We start from the raw sequence: 18,176 nt of genomic DNA on the forward strand, positions 1-18,176 counted from the left end.
ATGGAAGGAGGACCATTATGGCCCTAACGGATACTAAAGTTCGTTCTGCGAAACCTGAGGAGAAAGAGTATTCACTTGTTGACGGCGACGGCATGTCCTTACTTGTAAAACCTAGCGGTTCAAAGTATTGGCGATTTCGTTTCCGTTTTGGTGGTAAACAACATTTGATGGCGTTCGGCGTTTACCCGGATGTTTCGCTGGCGGATGCCAGGAAGAAAAGGGAAGAGGCCAGAAAGCTGGTAGCTGCTGGTATCGATCCTCGTGAGCATAAACGTGCTGTGAAAGAAGAGCAGGCGAAAGAGATTATTACTTTCGAGAAGGTTGCCAGAGAGTGGCTCACTACCAATCAGAAATGGTCGGAAGATCATGCTAATCGCGTAAAAAGGAGCCTTGAGGACAATATCTTCCCGGCAATTGGTACTCGCAATATTACTGAACTGGGTACCCGCGATCTGTTAATTCCCATCAAAGTCGTAGAGACATCTGGACGTCTTGAAGTGGCTTCCCGTCTTCAACAGCGCACCACGGCCATCATGCGTTATGCAGTGCAAAGCGGATTAATTGATTACAACCCGGCGCAGGAGATGGCGGGGGCGGTAGCTTCCAGTAATCGGCAGCATCGTCCGGCACTGGAGTTAAAGCGCATCCCTGAGTTACTTGAGAAAATAGACGGCTATACCGGCAGGCCGCTAACCCGCTGGGCAACGGAACTCACTCTGCTTATTTTTATTCGATCCAGTGAACTGCGTTTTGCTCGCTGGTCAGAGATCGATTTTGAAACGTCAATGTGGACCATCCCGCCAGAGCGAGAGCCTATTTCGGGCGTGAAACATTCTCAGCGGAGATCAAAGATGCGTACACCTCATCTGGTGCCGCTTTCAAAGCAGGCGCTGGCGATCCTAAAGCAGATAAAACAGTTCTGTGGTGAACATGAGCTGATTTTTATTGGCGATCACGATCCGCGTAAGCCCATGAGTGAGAATACGGTAAACAGTGCGCTGCGGGTGATGGGCTATGACACTAAAGTTGAGGTTTGCGGCCACGGCTTCCGTACAATGGCCTGTAGTTCGTTAATTGAGTCAGGGCTATGGTCGAAGGATGCGGTAGAACGGCAAATGAGTCATATGGAACGTAACTCAGTGCGGGCGGCGTATATCCATAAAGCGGAACATCTGGATGAGCGCAAGCTGATGTTGCAGTGGTGGGCTGATTTTCTGGATGCGAACCGGGAGAAGGGGATTACGCCGTTTGACTATGCGAAGATCAACCGGGGGAATGGCGAGTGAGTTGAATGCCTTTATTTCTCGGTTGATGTTTAAATTAAAGCGACCAACCAGCTCAATTAGGGCTAGTTGGTCACTGTATTTTTTACCGTTGTTATCAAAATTCTATCCGCCAGACAAAAAAGATGTCTGCAATAATGTCTTGAATGTACATATAGTTGCGAGCACCATCGCAAATATGTGCTCATGGATTATTCAACGTAATGACCTCTGACAAAACCCTAAAGCAAGCGATATCAAATATCACCATCTGGCGCAAAGGCGAACAGCGTGCGCCACATAAGCCATTATTGCTGCTGCACGTCCTCTCACACTATCGGCAGGGTCACGATCGCCTGTTTAACTATGGTTCTGAAATCTACGAGCCCCTGTTGGATCTCCTGGAACGTTATGGACCGCAGCGCCGTGATCAGCGCCCGGACATGCCCTTCTGGCGTTTGAAGGGCGATGGCTTCTGGGAACTACAAAACGCGGAACTGTGCTCAACCAATGGTAGCCGTCAGCCGCCCCGACGTGAACTCATCGAATATAATGTCGCGGGTGGATTTGATGCCGACAATTTTGCGTTGGTGACAAAAAATCACAGGTTAATTGATACGCTGGCGCAGCAGCTCTTGGAGGCGCATTTCCCGGCCAGTATTCAGGAAGACATCGCTGATGAGATGGGTTTTGATATTCGCACCTCTCTTCGTCAACGCGATCCGAAGTTCCGCCAGATGGTGCTACGTGCTTACAATTATCAGTGTGCTATCTGCGGCTTTAACATGCGCCACGACAATGCGCCGATTGCTCTGGAGGCTGCCCATATCAGATGGAAGCAGCACCATGGCCCTTGTGAAGTACCTAATGGCCTGGCATTGTGCGCAATCCATCATAAAGCGTTTGATCGCGGTTCGATTGGGCTGGATGAAAATATGCGTGTGATGGTTTCCGGCGCAGTAAATGGTGGTGGGGTGGTACAGCGGCTGTTCTGGGATTTTGCGGGAAAAGCGATTGCGTTGCCGCCGGTTAAAGAAAATTATCCGGGCGAACAGTTTGTGGAATGGCACAGGAAAGAGGTGTTCAGAGGCGAGCATTGATCTGGGGTAGGGCAGTTATTTTGCGTGTGGTATACAAACCATTCAGCTGTATTAGCTCAGATTTGACCTGACACATCTATTGTACAGATCCAAACCTGATCTGACAGGCTGTTCTGTGCCAAAAATGGACGTTGCTATAGTAGGTCAGCATGGCTTCAAATCAGCCCAAAAAAGCTTTATAATTCATAAAGTTTAGTCTATTAGCTTATAGAGAAAAAAAATGATAAAAGATAGCGGAAGAGAAAAGCTGTCAGACAAAAGATTTGACTCTGTAGTAGCCAAGGATAAGTTTGTTAATAAATTATTTGAAAGATTAGTTGCATTAAATATTGAATTTAAAAATGTTAACTTCAGCTACTGTATTTTCGATGCTGCTTACATCAGAAACTGTAGTTTTCAGGATTGTGACTTTACTGGTTGCAGATTTTTAAATTGCAACTTAATAGGGTCAAGCTTTAGTGGCTGCAAATTTGACTATGCCACTTTTGATAAGACCCATATTGATAATGACATTCTTGAAAATGGGTGTCCTGGACTGGACAACCTTAAGCTCAAGTTTGCGCGTTCTTTACGTTTTAATTATCAGCAAATAGGTGATTCAAAATCAGCAAATAAAGCCATAGCAATCGAACTACAGGCTACAGGAGAGCACCTTCATAAAGCATGGAAATCCAAAGAATCTTATTATCGAAAGAAATATAAAGGACTTGACCGCTTTAAAATGTTTGGCGAATGGTTTGAGTTTAAGGCACTAGATCTTATCTGGGGAAACGGAGAGTCTGCTTTTAAATTATGCAGGGCTGTTATTGTTATTCTGTGCATAATAACTTTACATCACGTTCTTAACTATGGTGATCCCAAACTACTTAGCTCATATTTTGACGCGTTAGCAATGTCCCCACAGCTATTTTTGGGGACATTACAACTCCCTGAGTATTCAACATCGTTTTTGTCAATAGTCGTTCTAGTAAGACTAATTATGTTTGGTTTCTTTATGTCCATAATAATTAAACGGTTTAATAGGCGATAATTATGCATATCTATGCTTTTGGTTCGATATGTCGCGGAGAGGTTGATTCATTTTCAGACATTGACATGTTAGCTATTGTCAGTGGTCGGGATGAAAGGTTTAATCCGAGAGATTACTCGATTTACTCGTATGAACGGATAAATGAACTCTGGAAAGAAGGTAATCCATTCGCTTGGCATCTTTTTTTGGAATCCAAAATTATTTATTCACCCGATAACATTGATTATTTGCGGAGTTTAGGTAAACCGAGTAACTATAATTCAGGATTGGCTGATTGTGAAAAGTTTCTAGAGATATTTATTAGTGCTAAAAATTCGATTGAAACATCTGATCTTACAGAGATCTTTGATCTATCTTCAGTGTTTTTGTCGATACGAAATTTTGCGACATGTTTTTCTTTAGATTGCGATGTAAGACCCGACTTTTCGCGAAATTCCGCACGTAATTTGGGCATTCATAGCATACCAATTTGTGATTTGACCTATGAATTATTAGAAAGGGCCAGAGTGCTTTGTACCAGAGGTACTGGTGAAATCCTGAATGCTGATGACATTAAAAAAGTTAAGACTCAATTAGGTTTAATTGAGTCTTGGATGCGAGAAATAATAAAAGTAATTGGTGGCAAATATGAGTGAGTTTAGTAATAGAATCAAAGCTCAAAGAGAAGCATTGAAAGTAGTCAATGGTTCAGGATTATTCCGTGAGTCGTTATTAAGTCTGACCGAGAAAGCCATAGATCGATGGTCTAATAACAATAATCTCAGTAATACTGATCGTGCTATTCTCTTGTTGAAAGAGATGTCAGGTACCTTATTTTTCCTTGCAAACAAGAGTCAGGAGCAGGTTACTGAAGACTATAAGGTTCTTTCTAAAAGAGTGAGTGACCAGTTATCGAAATTGGAAATTGAATTGAAAAATAGAGTTGTTTCCAAGAGAATTCGTTGAGAACTGAATAGCCATTTCTTCTATAGTCAGTTTGGAGGAGGTTAAAAGTGCCACCTCCGCTTCTCGCTCACAGCTGGCATTCACTCAGTTAACTCGTCTACTTTGTTCCAGTAGAAGATGATTGCTAATCACGCTGTGTATTACAGAAAGGGGAAACGGTCATGCTCAGTACAAAAAATACGTAAGACCATGACAAGGGAAATATGCGTGGAGTGACTTAGTTTATTGATTTAAATAATATTTCTGAGGGTGAATGCTTTGAATAAAAAGATCAAAAATTGAGAAGATTTAGCTAGTGCCAAAATAATTTGGACACCGCCTGTCATCAGACCCGCTACTACACTTACCATCCCAGCCCAAAAAGTTTCAATGAAACAAGATACATATAGTACTACATGGCGGAATAATTTACTCATAGGCTTCTCCTTATGGACGTAATCGTTAAGTAACACGTTGAGGTAACGGATAAATGCGATTATTGGGAGAGCTGTGATGAGGAGTGTAGGCATAGGAATTGAACCTATGGATGCACTAGCTAAATTCACTCTTTGGGAACTATACAGCATTGGACTGAGCTTGTAAAGACCCCAAAAAGTCAATCAGTCCGCTCCATGAATATTGTGTCAGTACTACTAAAGTTAAACGTGCTAAAATAGGCTTCCAATATTGGTGGGTACAATTACTACCTGTGTAACTGGCGGAAGTGCTGGCCTGACGACGATGCTTATTCAGGGTGCTTTGATATGGTCCGTTTTAACTTACTAGAAAATGCGTTGGATTCAGTGGAAACCGGGCTGGACTACTTTAACAAAGCGCTAGAAGGACATGATCGACGTGACTACAAACAGTGCCTGCTTAACCTCTTTCAGGCCGCTGAGCTATTGTTGAAGGCCGTAGTTTCGCGCAATGGGCCTGGAGCGATTTTTAATCCAGCATCGCTTCAGGAAAAATGCGTGGATCCGGCGCACCCAACCGAGTCAGAATTACACCAGTGTAAATCTGTCAACGTCAGCCAGCTTTGTAAGCTGTTAAAGATATATCACCCAGCCGAGTTTTCTGAATCTGCGTTACAAATGATGAAAACGGTGGGTCAGTTGCGTAATAACCTTCAGCATTTTGCCCTTGAGGTTCGTCCGCAAGAACTGGCAATGCAACTGAGTGAACTGTACCAACAAATTTTTCGTCCCGCATTCGTCATCATTCAGTCAGATGAGACCGAAAATTCATGGAACTCTGATTTACGTCAAGACATCATCGCTCTTGAGCAACAATTTCTTGATATAACTGTTAACCAAGAATACACCCTTGCACTTTGTCCCGTTTGTGAGAGTTTTTCACATTTTATCCTTTACCAAGGTGAAAGCTTTCCGACACGGACTCACTGTATATGTTGTGGTTTCAGTCTGAATAATCTGCAAACTTGGGATTTTCAGGAATGTCCGGAATGTAGTGCCCCATCCGTAATTTATTTACCGAAACAACGGGCCGGTGTCTGTCTCTGGTATAAATGTGAATACAGTAAGATGGATGGTTTTGTTCCTATGGAGCCTTGTGAATGTGGTGCATTCCGGATGGAAGGTCATTGCAGTAACTGCGATTCTGAGGAATCGTAAAATCGTCCGATGAGAACTACTGTTCAGGACTGCAAAAGTGCGGCCTTGTACATTCTCATTCAAGTTCAGCAGCCCGGTAATGACTCCAATTTATTGGTAATGATTTATCGTTAGATAATGCCTAATGACTTTGTCATGCAGTTCCACCGATTTTGAGAACGATAGTGACTTCCTGCCCAGTCTAGCCAAATGCTGCCTCAGATTCAGGTTATGCCGTTCAATGCGTTGAGTGTAACGTTTGCTGATAACGTGCAGCTTTCCCTTCAGGCGCGACTCATATAGCGGCCATCCATCTGTCATCCATACCACTATCTCAAAAGCCGACAGCAGGTCCAGAAGGCGCTCCAGTGTCACCATGGTACGTTCATCAAAGACGTGGGCCACGACCGTCCTTCGCACCCTGTCATACGCGTAAAACAACTAGCGTTGGATTGATTTAGCGCCAACATAGCCCCATTGTTCGGCCATTTCAGCGCAGACTATGACGTCACTGCCCGGTTGTATGCGCGAGGTTACTGAGTGCGGCCTGAGTTTTTTAAATGGCGGAAAATCGTGTTGAGGCCTACCCCCATAATGCGGGCTGTTGCATGGCATCCGACGCCATCCATGGCCATATCAATGATTTTCTGGTGAGTACCGGGCTGAGAGGCGGTGTAGGTGAAACTGAGTTGCCATGTTTTATGGCAGTGAGTGCAGATATAGCGCTGATGTCCAGCGGTACTTTTGCCGTTACGCACCACGCCTTCAGCAGCGGATCAGGAGGGACAACAGACGGAAATGGAAGCTACAGGAGTACCTAAATACCACCATCATACACTACAACAGTAAGTTGGGAGCATTACCATGTCCGCAGAACGCTCGAAGCAGACCGTCAGGTTTGCTTGTGTGCTATCGGTGAAAACTGCCAAGTCAATTTTGGGCTAATACAATTCAGCCTTAATGACCAAATGGTTTGTCAGCGACCATACAAGATGGTTCACATTCTGTAAGTTCGGAGTTACTGTCATAAGGAGCTTACAACCACGATAAAATGCACATACTGATCTTAAAAGAAAATGTGTGGCTTAAGCGCCTTCAGAACTTTTGTATTCCCTCCACCGCCGAGAAAAAAGTCTCATAAACATGTGCACCCCAACTTTAAATAAAGTTATATAAGAGTTTTTAGTCATCAATAGGTGAATATTTCCCTTTTTCAACTTTAATAAGATGCTTTTTATTGTAGCAAGTTGACAGTGCACAGGCTAAAGCATTCCTTAATTCAGAGCGATCTAATTGCTCAAGATGGATATAGCGTTTACGTAGTGCGTCTGTTATCTCATCCAATACTAGGGTTTTATCTGGTGGTAATAACGCAACCCAAGCCTGTATCAAAGCTAATGCACTTCTGTAGAGAAGTTTTCCGCCGGGTAATGATTCGCTGAGTACTTTACTTCTATATGCCTTTTCAAATGCCACTCTTCGGGCACTAGCCGCCGCTAACGGTATGGGTAATAATCGTCTCTTTTTTTTTTGAACAGCTGAATTAAAATTACCCTGAGAGATTGTTAAATCAAAGTCGCGAATTTCATTAATTTCATGTCTGGTTGGTGACGATTCTTCAGTTTTCTTATTGCAAAGCAAACAATTATTCTCAGAATCAAAAGGTATCATCTTTTCACATATGGCACAATTTTTTATTGATAAAATTGTCCCTACGCCTAATGTGTTTAATTCGAATTGTTGATTTGCAATGTAATAAACAACTCTTCGTGAGTTTACGGACCAATATATAATCGGCCAAGTATAATGAGAGTGTAAGTAATCAACCCATGTTTCCGCTGGTGAATTTTCTGCATCAAACTCAATAAGCCACGAAGAAAGATCTTCTGACCATGCTAATTTTACACTGTTAAGTTTCAGGTCCCCTTTTATGAAAAAATTAGCCATAAGAACTTTGGATGAGGAGTTATGCTTGGCTTCGGTAATTGCCCTCTGGGTTTCTTTTCTATTAACCAGCTGTTGCAGAAAAGTATTATTTTCTCTCCATGCTAATTTCTCGGAGTCATAAATTGCAATAAAAGCAGTCGTGGCTCTTGAATAAGCACAAAATAATTGAGCATCCTCCATATTTGAGGAATCCAGTGTAATAACAACAGGTGATTCCATACCACGAAAACGAGATACAGTTTCAATATTTATATCAAAATTTTTTATGTCTTTCTGGAGGAAGTTTTTCACTAAATCCGTAGGGACAAGGACGGTTATCTCATCAGATGGCACAGAACTTTCTTTCAGTCGTAAGATTTCATTAAGCAATGTGGAAAGTGGATCGATAACAACTAATTCTTTTAACGTATCTGGTTCGTTATTTCTGGGGGACGTAATTTGATATGATGAAGGCCTGATAGCCATTAAATAATCAGTAACGGCTTTGGGACATCTTAAAACAATAGTCAAGCTGAAGGAAAATTGGGAATTAATTATCCGTTGAAGATCAATGTGATTCGTCCCTTTTTCAAAAGAGAACGTTTGGGTTTCATCACAAAATGCAATAATTCTTTTATTTTCAAACCAAAAAAATAAGGTTTCCAACCACGAAGAATGTAACGCCTGTGCTTCGTCAATAATTAAAGCATCATAATCCTTTAGCTTGTTTTTCTTTAATGCACTAAGTAAATCCTCGCAGCATCCTGATTCAAACCAGCCTGCTGGAGACTCGGGAGGCAGGGCTAATCTATTACGAGCCTGATGACATAGTTTGTGCCAGGTAAAAACGTCGCATAATGAAACTGGAGTTTGTTGTCGAATGTATTCAGAAAGACGGTTATTGAAAGTAATAAATAAAACTTTTTTTTGTTCTTTAACCAACCGCCTGGCGAATTCAATTCCAATCAAAGTCTTTCCTGTTCCTGGCCATCCAGTTACAACAAACCGTTGATATTCTGACAGCAGTTCAATGACTTTAATTTGTTCATGTGTGAGTCTTAACCAGAGTTGATTATCATAAATAATTCGGGTTCCCCAGTCAGGCGTGCCATCAAATTGCGGGCATATAGATTTTATTATTAATTGAAGCCGTTCACTTCCTAAATCATTATTTCCTAATGCAGATTTCCAATATTGCATTATCTCAATAGTGTACTTTGCAATTTCCGGGAGTTGGCTTTTATCAACGAATATTTTTCTAAATGGTCTTACAGACGCATCAACCATTGCTGTATTTATAAGGTTATTATCGAAATAGCTATCAGGAAAAATAAAACCATAACCAATACGCAATCGTAACGTTGTTGCTCCTCCTAACCAACGGGCTAATCCATGAACATTGTTACGTGTTTGCTTCACTACATCGACATTATTATTAGTTTTGAGATGTACAAAAATAGGGCCATCTACGCGATATATCCCACTTTTTACTTCGAAAGCCAAAACACCATAGATACGGTGGAGAACAAGAAAATCTATTTCTCCACTTGGTGGTAATTTCATACCCAAATGCCGGGCTGCCGAACTCAACCAAGGAAGACTATGAATCACAGTGAAGTCATCGGACAGCCCTTCTTTTAGCAGGGCATAGACCGTTTTTTCTCCATAACTATCATTATCAATAGGTCCAAATGCCGGAATCATTTTGGCCATATTACTATTTCCTTATAACATGCTCCTGACAGAAATTTTCACGATGTTACATCGTCCAGTGATTCGAAATAACTTCCGCTTGTTTTAAAATTAACTCCACCGCCCCCGGTGTTTTATCGGGCGGATACTTGTATCGACGCAGAGTCTGGCGAACCAGGATACGCAGTCTTGCACGTACACTTTCACGTACCTGCCAGTCCACGGTTGTGGATTGCCGCAGCTTCAGTGTAACTTCTATCGCCAGTTTCTTAAGTACCTCATCCCCCAACTCACGAACGGCGCTTTCGTTTTCTGCCAGTGCGTCGTAGAAGGCGATCTCGTCAGGATTCAGGCCAAGAGCATCATCACGTTCCATTGCGGACTGAAAATCCTTCGCCATCTGGATCAGCTCTTCAATCACCTGCGCCGTCTCAATAGCCCGGTTGTTATATTTAATCAATACCGCCTGTAGACGTTCCGAATACTTCTTCTCCTGCACCACGTTATTTTTCGTGCGGGACTGGATACCATCATTAATAAGTTTTTCCAGCAACTCTACCGCCAGGTTACGATATGGCATATCGTGGACTTCCTGCAAGAACTCATCAGAAAGTAAGCCAATATTGGGCTTATCCAGCCCGGCCAGCGTAAAAATATCATCCACGCCATTAGCAATTACGGCATTATCCAGAATCTGTTTTAGCGCGGAGTTCTTCTCGGTCTGGCTTATTTTTTTGTCCACACTGGTAAATTTGCTGATAGCGGCCTTCACCGCAGACAAGAAAGCAATCTCCAGTTTATAAGGCTGCGCCGCATCCAGCGTGCAGCAAAGTGACCAGGCTTTAGTAATTGCCAGTACGTTATCCAGAAAACGCTTCTTACCGTCTTCAAGGCCGAGCATATAGTTTGCAACCGGCACCAGCAGCTTCTGCGCGTGCGCCTCAAATCCGGTATAATCAAAACCCGCTGACGTTGCTGTTTTGGCAAACATACCGTGGATGATGTCCAGCTTTTCCAGCATGATTGCCAGCGCTTCTTCAGCATTAATGGTCGCATCACCTTTACCGTTTGCATCGGTATAGGTTTTAAGCGCCAGTTTCAGTTCATTGGCGATACCGATGTAATCCACCACCAGCCCGCCGGGTTTATCTTTGAATACCCGGTTGACGCGGGCAATGGCCTGCATCAGGTTATGGCCGCGCATCGGCTTGTCGATATACATGGTGTGACAGCAGGGGGCGTCGAAGCCGGTCAACCACATATCGCGCACGATAACCAGCTTCAGCGGATCGTTCACATTCTTGAAGCGTGACTCTAGTCGTTTTTTAGTTCGCTTGTTGTAGATATGCGGTTGCAGCATTGCCTTATCGGACGCTGTACCGGTCATCACGATTTTGATTTGTCCTTTTTCAGGATCGTCATTGTGCCACTCCGGGCGTAGCGCGATAATTTCATCGTAAAGATGGACGCAGATTTCTCGGCTCATCGCGACAATCATCGCCTTGCCGTCCATTACGGTATTGCGCTTCTCAAAGTGGGAAATCAGATCAGCGGCAACCTGCTGGAGACGAGGTTTAGCACCAACCAGTTTCTCCAGACGGCTCCATTCACCTTTGGTTTTTTCACGCAGCTCCAACTCATCATCTTCAATCAGTTCATCAACCTGATCGGAGAGCGCCGCCAGTTCTTCATGATTGAGATCGAGTTTCGCCAGCCGGGATTCGTAGTGAATAGGCACTGTTGCGCCATCGTCCACCGCATCCTGAATATCGTAAATCGAGACGTAATCGCCAAATACAGCGCGGGTATCGCGATCCTCTGCCGAAACCGGTGTTCCAGTAAATCCCAGAAACGAGGCGTTGGGCAGCGCGTCACGCATATGTTTAGCGTAACCGTATTTATAGACGCCGGTTTCCCGGTCCAGATTAGCTTTCATGCCGTACTGGCTGCGGTGCGCTTCATCGGAAATAACAACGATGTTACTGCGCCCATTGAGTATCGGATGGGCGTTTTCCCCTTCCTCCGGTGAGAACTTCTGCACGGTAGTAAAGATAATGCCGCCGGCATCGCGGGTTGCAAGCAGTTCACGCAGTGCTTCGCGATCATCTGCCTGCACCGGCATCTGTTTGAGCAGTTCCTGCGCCTGACAAAACGTACCGTAAAGCTGACCGTCCAGGTCGTTACGATCGGTCACGACCACAATCGTTGGGTTGCCCATCTCCGGCTGTTGTAGCAGTTTGCCGACATAACAACACATGGAGATGCTTTTACCGGAACCCTGTGTATGCCAGACCACACCTGCTTTATTACTGCCAGGCTGAATGTTGCTGTGCAGGGCCAGTTGCTTACCGGTAGCAGCGACAATTGTCGCCTGCACGGCCTCGCGCACCGCGTGGAACTGGTGATAACCGGCTATTTTTTTAATCAGCCTTTCATCGTTGTTCTCGAACAAAACGAAGTAACGGATATAGTCGAGCAGCAGTTCCCGGTTACAGAACCCCCGCACCATAGTTTCCAGTTGCCATTCCAGTAGAGGCTTATCATTTTCATTGCTGATGGTCTTCCACGGCATAAAACGTTCTTCCGTAGCCGTCAGGGACCCCACACGTGCCAGATAGCCATCGCTGACAATCAGCGCTTCATTGCTGATAAACAAATCGCGAATTTCATCTTTATAGGTCTGTAACTGGTGGTAGGCATCCCAGATATCTACTTTATCGTCGATGGGGCTTTTCAGCTCCACAACCGCCAGCGGTAGTCCGTTAATAAAGCAGATGATATCCGGGCGACGAGGTTGTTTCGTTCCGCTGATGGTCATTTGATTGACCACCATAAAACGGTTGTTTTGCGGCTGGTTAAAATCCACCAGCAGAGCGTGATCGTGGATAAGTTCTTCGTCGCGGCGGTACTGAACCGGTACACCTTCCAGCAGCCAGTGATGGAAGGCTTTGTTACTGGCAATCAGATCCGGGCTTTCAGCACGAGTAATACGGGAGATAACCTGTTCGAAGACGTCTGCGGGCAGATGCGGGTTGAGTTTTTGCAGGCAGGAGGACAACACGGGTGTCAGGAATACATCATGATAGCTGGCGCGTTGCGGGTTACTACCATCAGGAGCAATATCCGGCCCGTGATGAATTTCCCAGCCTTGTTCGGCAAACCACCCCAGGCAAAGCTGTTCTAAGTCGTCTTCGGTTAGCATCGGTAACGTCCTGTGTTAAACGTGTTCGGCTTCTTCAGTGATAATTTCAGCTTCATCATGCCCGTTAAAGGTTCGCTTAATCAACTGATTAAGTTCCGGTAGACATGTTGAAAAGGCTTTTTCAAATGCCGTCATATGTTCTACCAACCAGTCGACCATCTCCGGCCACTTTTCCTGATCTGCGATGCCATTGATGGGTTTTCTGTAAGTAATACGACAGGATTTCTTATCCGGTAAGGCCTGCCAAACAATTTCATGCCCAAAGCGATTTTCGATAGCGGATTTGCGTTCATGAAGCCAGTCAAACGCGAATGTATTGGTTTGTGCTGACGGTTTGGCAATCCAAAGCTCAACCCTAATTTCTTTTTTGCTGAAGATAAGATTGTACGAAACGCCACTGATGCCAGAACCTGCGCTTAACCAGTGGTCGGTTGACGGGCTGATATTATTGTAGAGTGAACATGAGCTAACGCGGAATTTCTCCAGAGCCTGGGTCCAGAACGCCTTACGTAAATGGTGGCGAGCTTTGGATTCTCCAGTCGTGGACTGCTCCTCAGCCTCTTTCTGCGCCATACCGATCATGTAAGATTCCGCTTCCGGCGTTGGGATAACCTGCTTGATATCAATAAACACATCGTTACCATAACGGTAAGGTGTTACCTTAAAGCACTGTACGCGAATATTGAACTGCATTAACCAGAGTGCGGTATTGGTTGCTTCTTTGCGGAAATTTGCTGCGACCATCATAATGCGCTGTGAACGATTCTGGTTAATTTGCACCTCTTCCAGGCTATCGTGCTCAAGAAATTCAGCCAACACGTCAGCCGCAGGACGCGTTTCTTCTGGTTCGTTCTGATCGAGGTAACGCTGGAAGATCTCTACGATATGTTCTTTGCGCAGGTTCGCACAGTAACCCGCATATTTCAGCGCCTGCCAGACGACATCACGACCGGAATCGTCAAGTTTGTTCTCAATGATCACCAGATTACCGTCTTTGTCGATCGCCAGTAGATCAAGCCGCTCTTTGGTGTCGTCAAACCCGGCAAACTCTTTCTGGATGATAAGTAGTTCATCATCACTGTTGCGAGTCAATGCCTGCGGATGCTTCGCCAGCCATTCCTGCAAGTGATAGCGTTCGGTGAAACCCGCGTTAGTAAAGGTAGTTTCCTGGAGCGGTTGCAGGCTATTGCTGGGCTGATCAACTTTAAACATAGTCAGCTTCCTTGGCTATTTCCTCGGCTTCCGGTAACGTGATTTCGCCGGACAGGAGTTTGGGGAGTAGGGTATCGCGTAGCTGTGAAAGCAGTGTGTTTTGATTGTGCTTTACCCGATTATTATCAATGACAAAATTACTAAACTTACCAAATTTCACTAATAATTCGTCAGGAGGTATTACCCATGGCATATTTTGAAGCACTCCTGCATCAGCCCTTTGCCTTCCGCTGGTCCCCTGCATACTTTGAATGGCCGTTATTCTGAAGGATTCTAAGCGGGCAATAAAATAACTTATAGATAAAGGAAGATCCCGTTTTACCCTCATCACAATAAACTCAGTTGATCCCCAACCGACTGTGTCATTAGAGGATAGAAAGTCTACAAATGCAGTTTTTCCATTCTCAAGACAAGGTGTTATGCGAGCCAAGAGAGTGTCGCCATTTTTAAATTTTGTGCCACTAGTTACTTCTCGAAAAACAACTTCTTGTACTGAATGTCCTTTAACAGGAACATTTTTCATATCAAGATACGGAGCATTAATTCCTTTTTTTAATATTCTTTTTGGGTTGAATTCGATAATTTTTCCCAAATTGTCAATAGCCCATCCTTCTGGAATCTCACCTAAGTCACTTTTCTGCATTGCAGACGGAAACAGTTCTGCTGTGGCCTTTAACTCAGTATATTGCTCAGGGTGCTCACGCTCAAAAATCGCCAGCGCGTCAGCACTTTTCCCGGAAATCGCCGTCATGGCAGCAAGCGTCGCCTCTTCTTGCGAACCACCCGATTCCAGCACCGTGATTTTGGTTTTTACCGGTTCAAAATCAACAAACCAGCTTTTGAACAGGGCTTGTGCTATTTGTTCGAGCGTTTGATTTATTTTCGTATTATTATTAATTTTTGCATCTAGTGAAGCTAAAATACCAGCGATGTGATCCTGAATTTTCCTGTCCGCCCAAAAAACTTCAAGTGGATGAACATGATTGCGATTCAATGCCGGATTTGCTGCACCAACATCCATATCTTTCAATAACTGACTAATATTTTTAAAGAAATAATAAACGAAAATTGGGTTGTTATTTTTAAAGTCTTTAACCCAGAGAGTTGTATCATGCGGCCAATAGGGACCATCAATATAGAATACTGTACCAAGACTTCCTTTTCGTCCCAATACGACTCCAGGACCTGAAATTTTTGCTTCATTGTGATAGCTGGATATACCTCCAGAAGAAACAACAGGGATATTTCCTTCCACTTGATCTTTTTTGGTGATGTCGAAGCCTCTCTGCAAAATAACTTGTTCACCAATTTTTGTTTTATAGAAACTAAAGCTCATATCCCAACCCTTCCAGATTAGTTTTAATCTGCTTCTCCAGTTCCACACCTTCCAATAGTTGTTCTTTAAGCTGGGTTGTTAAACGCGACATCTTATCTACAAACGATTCATCATCTTCTTCTTGCTCAGCAGCACCAACATAGCGCCCTGGCGTCAGGACAAAATTATTTTTCTTTATATCATCCAGCGTGGCAGCAAAGCAGAAACCAGCTTCATCTTCATAATCTTTATCCGTCTGCCAGGCATGGAAAGTATCTGCAATCTTGCTGATATCATCCGACGAAAAGTCGCGTAATACGCGATCTTTCATAAAGCCAATCTGGCGAGCGTCGATAAACAACACTTCACCTTTACGGTGCGCTTTGCCGTTACCACCCGATTTATCTTTGGTTAGCAGCCAGATACAGGCCGGGATTTGGGTGTTGGTAAACAGTTGCCCAGGCAGCGCGACCATACACTCCACTAGATCCGCCTCGATAATCGCCCGGCGGATTTCACCTTCACTGTTGGTATTGGAACTCATCGATCCGTTTGCTAGCAACAGTGCCATCGAACCTTTCGGGGCCAGATGATGGATCATGTGCTGCATCCAGGCAAAGTTGGCGTTACCCTGTGGCGGTGTGCCGTACTGCCAGCGGACGTCATCTTCCAGCTTCGCATTCCACCACTCTTTCATATTGAAGGGTGGGTTAGCCATAACAAAATCGGCACGTAGATCCGGGTGCTGGTCGTTCAGGAACGTATCAGCGTTTTGTTTGCCGAAATTAAAATCAATACCGCGAATCACCATGTTCATCGCAGCCAGACGCCAGGTAGTAGGGTTAGATTCCTGCCCATAGACGGAGATATTGCGCTTTTGCTCAGCGGCGTTGTAATGCTTTTCATCAGCGTGCGCTTCGATAAAGCGATCGCTGGACACGAAGAACCCGCCAGAACCCATCGCAGGGTCATAAACGCGGCCATTATAGGGCTGGAGCATTTCAACAATCAGCGTGACGATGCTTTTTGGGGTGTAATACTGGCCGCCCTGTTTGCCTTCCGCCAGCGCAAACTGACCGAGGAAATATTCGTAAACGTGACCGAGAATATCTTTGCTCTTCAGATTGAGCTTCACACCGTTGTATTTAGGTTCGCTAAAACTGGTATCGGAGAAAACGTTAATTAGGCTGATTAACAGGTCATTGCCAAGCTGATAGTGCCCGATACGGTTAAGGATGTTTTTCAGTTTCGGGTTGCTGTTTTCGATAGTGTCAAGAGCGATATCTATCAGCTTTGATACTGACGTCATGATGATATTTTTGCCGCTATCGTCTTTCCCCAGAACCGTACCTACAGGCAAAGCAGCATTGGTTTTAAGCGTTTCCCAGCGAGCCAGTTTGGGCACCCAGAAGACGTTTTTCTCGGTGTAGTAATCCTGAACTTCCAGCTCTTCTGCGATCGCCTGCTGGTACGCTTCTTCCGTGCCGTAATCATCACGAGAAAGCGCGTAAATGTTGTCCGGGTTGGACTTGTCTTCAAACAGCCCTTTCAGTTCCTTTTGACGGGCGTCAAAGGCATCTGAAACATACTTCAGAAAGATAAGCCCCAGAACCACATGCTTGTAGTTGGCCGCGTCCATATTGGCGCGTAGCTTGTCTGCGGCTTTCCAGAACTTAGTATCCAGATCGTTCAGAAATTGCTGTTCAGCGTTGTCCATCAAAACCTCAAAAAAATCATCTGTGCCTGGTTCGGTATCCAGGTTGAGTAAAATCAGGGAAAGTACCAAGGATCATACCCTGACGTCAGCTCGATACCAAGATGAAGGGCTGATTTCCGCATCAATACCTAGTGGCAAGGGGGGATGACTCTTTAACACTTATAGGCGCAAAATAACGGTGTTTTTCATTTTCCTACCGGAGCATCTTACGCGCTATGACCACTCTCGTTTTTTCCTATTCTCATGCAGACGAAGCGCTGCGCAATGAGCTTGAGAAGCATCTTTCCCCCCTGAAGCGCATGGGCAAGATCACGACATGGCATGATCGTCGCATCATTCCAGGACAAGAGTTTGAGAACCAAATAGATCACTACTTTTCTCAGGCTGATATCATCCTGTTGTTGATTAGCAGTGATTTCATTGCTTCTGATTATTGCTATCAGGTAGAAATGACCAACGCTCTGGAGCGGCATAAACGGGGCGAGGCGGTGGTCATTCCGGTCATCTTAAGGGAGTGTGCTTGGCATCAGCTACCGTTCGGCAGCATTATGGCGGCGACCGTTGATGGTAAACCCATAACCAAGTTTGCCAGCCATGATGAAGGCTACGTTCAGGTCGTCAACGCAGTCTCCCGCGCCATTGCTAATATGGAAGCGAAGAAACCGCAGCAGAGTACTTATGCCCCTTCCCCTGCACCAGAGAACCCAATGTTCCAGGCAACGGATACCGTTTGGGCTCCTCGCTCCAGCAATCTTTCGCTGCCAAAGTGTTTTACCGACCTTGATAAGGATCGTGCCTGCCGTGATGGTTTTGAATATGTCGCCCGTTACTTTGAAGGATCGCTGACTGAACTCAAAAAACGCCATGCCGGGTTAGAGGTCGATTTTCAACAGCGTGATGCAGACGCCTTCACTTGCGCGGTCTACATGGGCGGGAGCAAAGTCGGTCAATGCGCAATCTGGCGTAATAGTGGGCGCAATATGGGTATGGGCGATATCGGTTTGTAGTGGTTTACTGAATTTGGCCACCTGAACAGAGGTGATATGCTCACCTCAGAACAATACAGGTGCCCCAATGAAAAGAAGAAATTTCAGTCCTGAATTCAAACGCGAATCCGCTCAGCTGGTTGTTGATCAAAATTACACCGTCTCTGACGCTGCTAAGGCTATGGATGTTGGTCTTT

Annotated in this window: 14 protein-coding genes and 2 pseudogenes; 8 read left to right on the forward strand and 8 right to left on the reverse strand. The window is 44.7% G+C overall.

Annotation, left to right across the window (positions count from 1 at the left end; genetic code table 11):
* Positions 1–17: 17 nt before the first annotated feature.
* The 5 genes from COO59_RS15205 (at position 18) to COO59_RS15225 (ending at position 4,337) form a co-directional block, all read left to right on the forward strand.
* Complete coding sequence (locus tag COO59_RS15205) at positions 18–1,286, forward strand: tyrosine-type recombinase/integrase (protein ID WP_103060607.1); 1,269 nt, start codon at positions 18–20, stop codon at positions 1,284–1,286.
* A 200-nt stretch (positions 1,287–1,486) separates the two neighbouring features.
* Positions 1,487–2,362: a phosphorothioated DNA-binding restriction endonuclease gene (locus COO59_RS15210; protein WP_103060608.1), complete on the forward strand. Its 876-nt coding sequence runs from the start codon at positions 1,487–1,489 to the stop codon at positions 2,360–2,362.
* Positions 2,363–2,582: 220 nt separating this feature from the next.
* On the forward strand, positions 2,583–3,392 hold the full coding sequence (locus COO59_RS15215; protein ID WP_103060609.1) for a pentapeptide repeat-containing protein: 810 nt from the start codon (positions 2,583–2,585) through the stop codon (positions 3,390–3,392).
* A gap of 2 nt (positions 3,393–3,394) precedes the next feature.
* Entirely contained in the window at positions 3,395–4,027 is a 633-nt protein-coding gene (locus COO59_RS15220) for a nucleotidyltransferase domain-containing protein (RefSeq protein WP_103060610.1), read from the forward strand.
* Entirely contained in the window at positions 4,020–4,337 is a 318-nt protein-coding gene (locus COO59_RS15225; protein ID WP_103060611.1) for a hypothetical protein, read from the forward strand. Before COO59_RS15220 ends, COO59_RS15225 begins: the two co-directional genes overlap by 8 nt.
* Before the next feature lie 230 nt (positions 4,338–4,567).
* Here the strand turns inward: COO59_RS15225 and COO59_RS21300 are convergent, their stop codons facing one another.
* Positions 4,568–4,753 carry a hypothetical protein gene (locus COO59_RS21300; RefSeq protein WP_240614144.1) on the reverse strand — a complete coding sequence of 62 codons (186 nt, stop codon included), beginning with the start codon at positions 4,751–4,753 and terminating at the stop codon, positions 4,568–4,570.
* Between the two features lie 327 nt (positions 4,754–5,080).
* Between COO59_RS21300 and COO59_RS15235 the strand changes: the two genes are divergently transcribed.
* On the forward strand, positions 5,081–5,950 hold the full coding sequence (locus tag COO59_RS15235; RefSeq protein WP_103060612.1) for a hypothetical protein: 870 nt from the start codon (positions 5,081–5,083) through the stop codon (positions 5,948–5,950).
* Between the two features lie 90 nt (positions 5,951–6,040).
* Here the strand turns inward: COO59_RS15235 and COO59_RS15240 are convergent.
* The 7 genes and pseudogenes from COO59_RS15240 to COO59_RS15265 all read right to left on the reverse strand — a co-directional run bounded on the left by COO59_RS15240 (position 6,041) and on the right by COO59_RS15265 (position 16,993).
* Positions 6,041–6,690: pseudogene (locus COO59_RS15240) on the reverse strand (IS1 family transposase).
* A 196-nt stretch (positions 6,691–6,886) separates the two neighbouring features.
* Positions 6,887–7,087: pseudogene (locus COO59_RS21660) on the reverse strand (5'-nucleotidase); the annotation flags it as partial.
* Positions 7,088–7,111: 24 nt separating this feature from the next.
* Complete coding sequence (locus tag COO59_RS15245) at positions 7,112–9,568, reverse strand: nuclease-related domain-containing DEAD/DEAH box helicase (RefSeq protein WP_103060613.1); 2,457 nt, start codon at positions 9,566–9,568, stop codon at positions 7,112–7,114.
* A gap of 46 nt (positions 9,569–9,614) precedes the next feature.
* Positions 9,615–12,749 carry a type I restriction endonuclease subunit R gene (locus COO59_RS15250; RefSeq protein WP_103060614.1) on the reverse strand — a complete coding sequence of 1,045 codons (3,135 nt, stop codon included), beginning with the start codon at positions 12,747–12,749 and terminating at the stop codon, positions 9,615–9,617.
* A 15-nt stretch (positions 12,750–12,764) separates the two neighbouring features.
* Positions 12,765–13,961 carry a DUF4268 domain-containing protein gene (locus tag COO59_RS15255; RefSeq protein ID WP_103060615.1) on the reverse strand — a complete coding sequence of 399 codons (1,197 nt, stop codon included), beginning with the start codon at positions 13,959–13,961 and terminating at the stop codon, positions 12,765–12,767.
* Positions 13,954–15,297, reverse strand: a complete 1,344-nt coding sequence (locus COO59_RS15260; RefSeq protein ID WP_103060616.1) for a restriction endonuclease subunit S — start codon at positions 15,295–15,297, stop codon at positions 13,954–13,956. Before COO59_RS15260 ends, COO59_RS15255 begins: the two co-directional genes overlap by 8 nt.
* Entirely contained in the window at positions 15,287–16,993 is a 1,707-nt protein-coding gene (locus tag COO59_RS15265; protein ID WP_103060627.1) for a class I SAM-dependent DNA methyltransferase, read from the reverse strand. Before COO59_RS15265 ends, COO59_RS15260 begins: the two co-directional genes overlap by 11 nt.
* Before the next feature lie 215 nt (positions 16,994–17,208).
* Between COO59_RS15265 and COO59_RS15270 the strand changes: the two genes are divergently transcribed.
* The gene (locus COO59_RS15270) at positions 17,209–18,000 is read left to right on the forward strand and encodes a toll/interleukin-1 receptor domain-containing protein (protein ID WP_240614145.1); all 792 of its coding nucleotides are present in this window, start codon (positions 17,209–17,211) and stop codon (positions 17,998–18,000) included.
* Between the two features lie 67 nt (positions 18,001–18,067).
* Positions 18,068–18,176 (forward strand): transposase (locus COO59_RS20720; RefSeq protein WP_133158576.1); only part of this gene is annotated, 109 nt, incomplete at its 3' end.

It is taken from the genome of Mixta theicola, assembly GCF_002895925.1.
GTDB classification, from domain to species: Bacteria; Pseudomonadota; Gammaproteobacteria; order Enterobacterales; family Enterobacteriaceae; genus Mixta; species Mixta theicola.

What these genes read in the sequence shown, in the direction of transcription:
- COO59_RS21300 (WP_240614144.1), bottom strand. Translation starts at nt 4,753, where the DNA reads ATGAGTAAATTATTCCGCCATGTAGTACTATATGTATCTTGTTTCATT.
- COO59_RS15225 (WP_103060611.1), top strand. Translation starts at nt 4,020, where the DNA reads ATGAGTGAGTTTAGTAATAGAATCAAAGCTCAAAGAGAAGCATTGAAA.
- COO59_RS15220 (WP_103060610.1), top strand. Translation starts at nt 3,395, where the DNA reads ATGCATATCTATGCTTTTGGTTCGATATGTCGCGGAGAGGTTGATTCA.
- COO59_RS15265 (WP_103060627.1), bottom strand. Translation starts at nt 16,993, where the DNA reads ATGGACAACGCTGAACAGCAATTTCTGAACGATCTGGATACTAAGTTC.
- COO59_RS15205 (WP_103060607.1), top strand. Translation starts at nt 18, where the DNA reads ATGGCCCTAACGGATACTAAAGTTCGTTCTGCGAAACCTGAGGAGAAA.
- COO59_RS15210 (WP_103060608.1), top strand. Translation starts at nt 1,487, where the DNA reads ATGACCTCTGACAAAACCCTAAAGCAAGCGATATCAAATATCACCATC.
- COO59_RS15255 (WP_103060615.1), bottom strand. Translation starts at nt 13,961, where the DNA reads ATGTTTAAAGTTGATCAGCCCAGCAATAGCCTGCAACCGCTCCAGGAA.
- COO59_RS15260 (WP_103060616.1), bottom strand. Translation starts at nt 15,297, where the DNA reads ATGAGCTTTAGTTTCTATAAAACAAAAATTGGTGAACAAGTTATTTTG.
- COO59_RS15215 (WP_103060609.1), top strand. Translation starts at nt 2,583, where the DNA reads ATGATAAAAGATAGCGGAAGAGAAAAGCTGTCAGACAAAAGATTTGAC.
- COO59_RS15245 (WP_103060613.1), bottom strand. Translation starts at nt 9,568, where the DNA reads ATGGCCAAAATGATTCCGGCATTTGGACCTATTGATAATGATAGTTAT.
- COO59_RS15235 (WP_103060612.1), top strand. Translation starts at nt 5,081, where the DNA reads ATGGTCCGTTTTAACTTACTAGAAAATGCGTTGGATTCAGTGGAAACC.
- COO59_RS15270 (WP_240614145.1), top strand. Translation starts at nt 17,209, where the DNA reads ATGACCACTCTCGTTTTTTCCTATTCTCATGCAGACGAAGCGCTGCGC.
- COO59_RS15250 (WP_103060614.1), bottom strand. Translation starts at nt 12,749, where the DNA reads ATGCTAACCGAAGACGACTTAGAACAGCTTTGCCTGGGGTGGTTTGCC.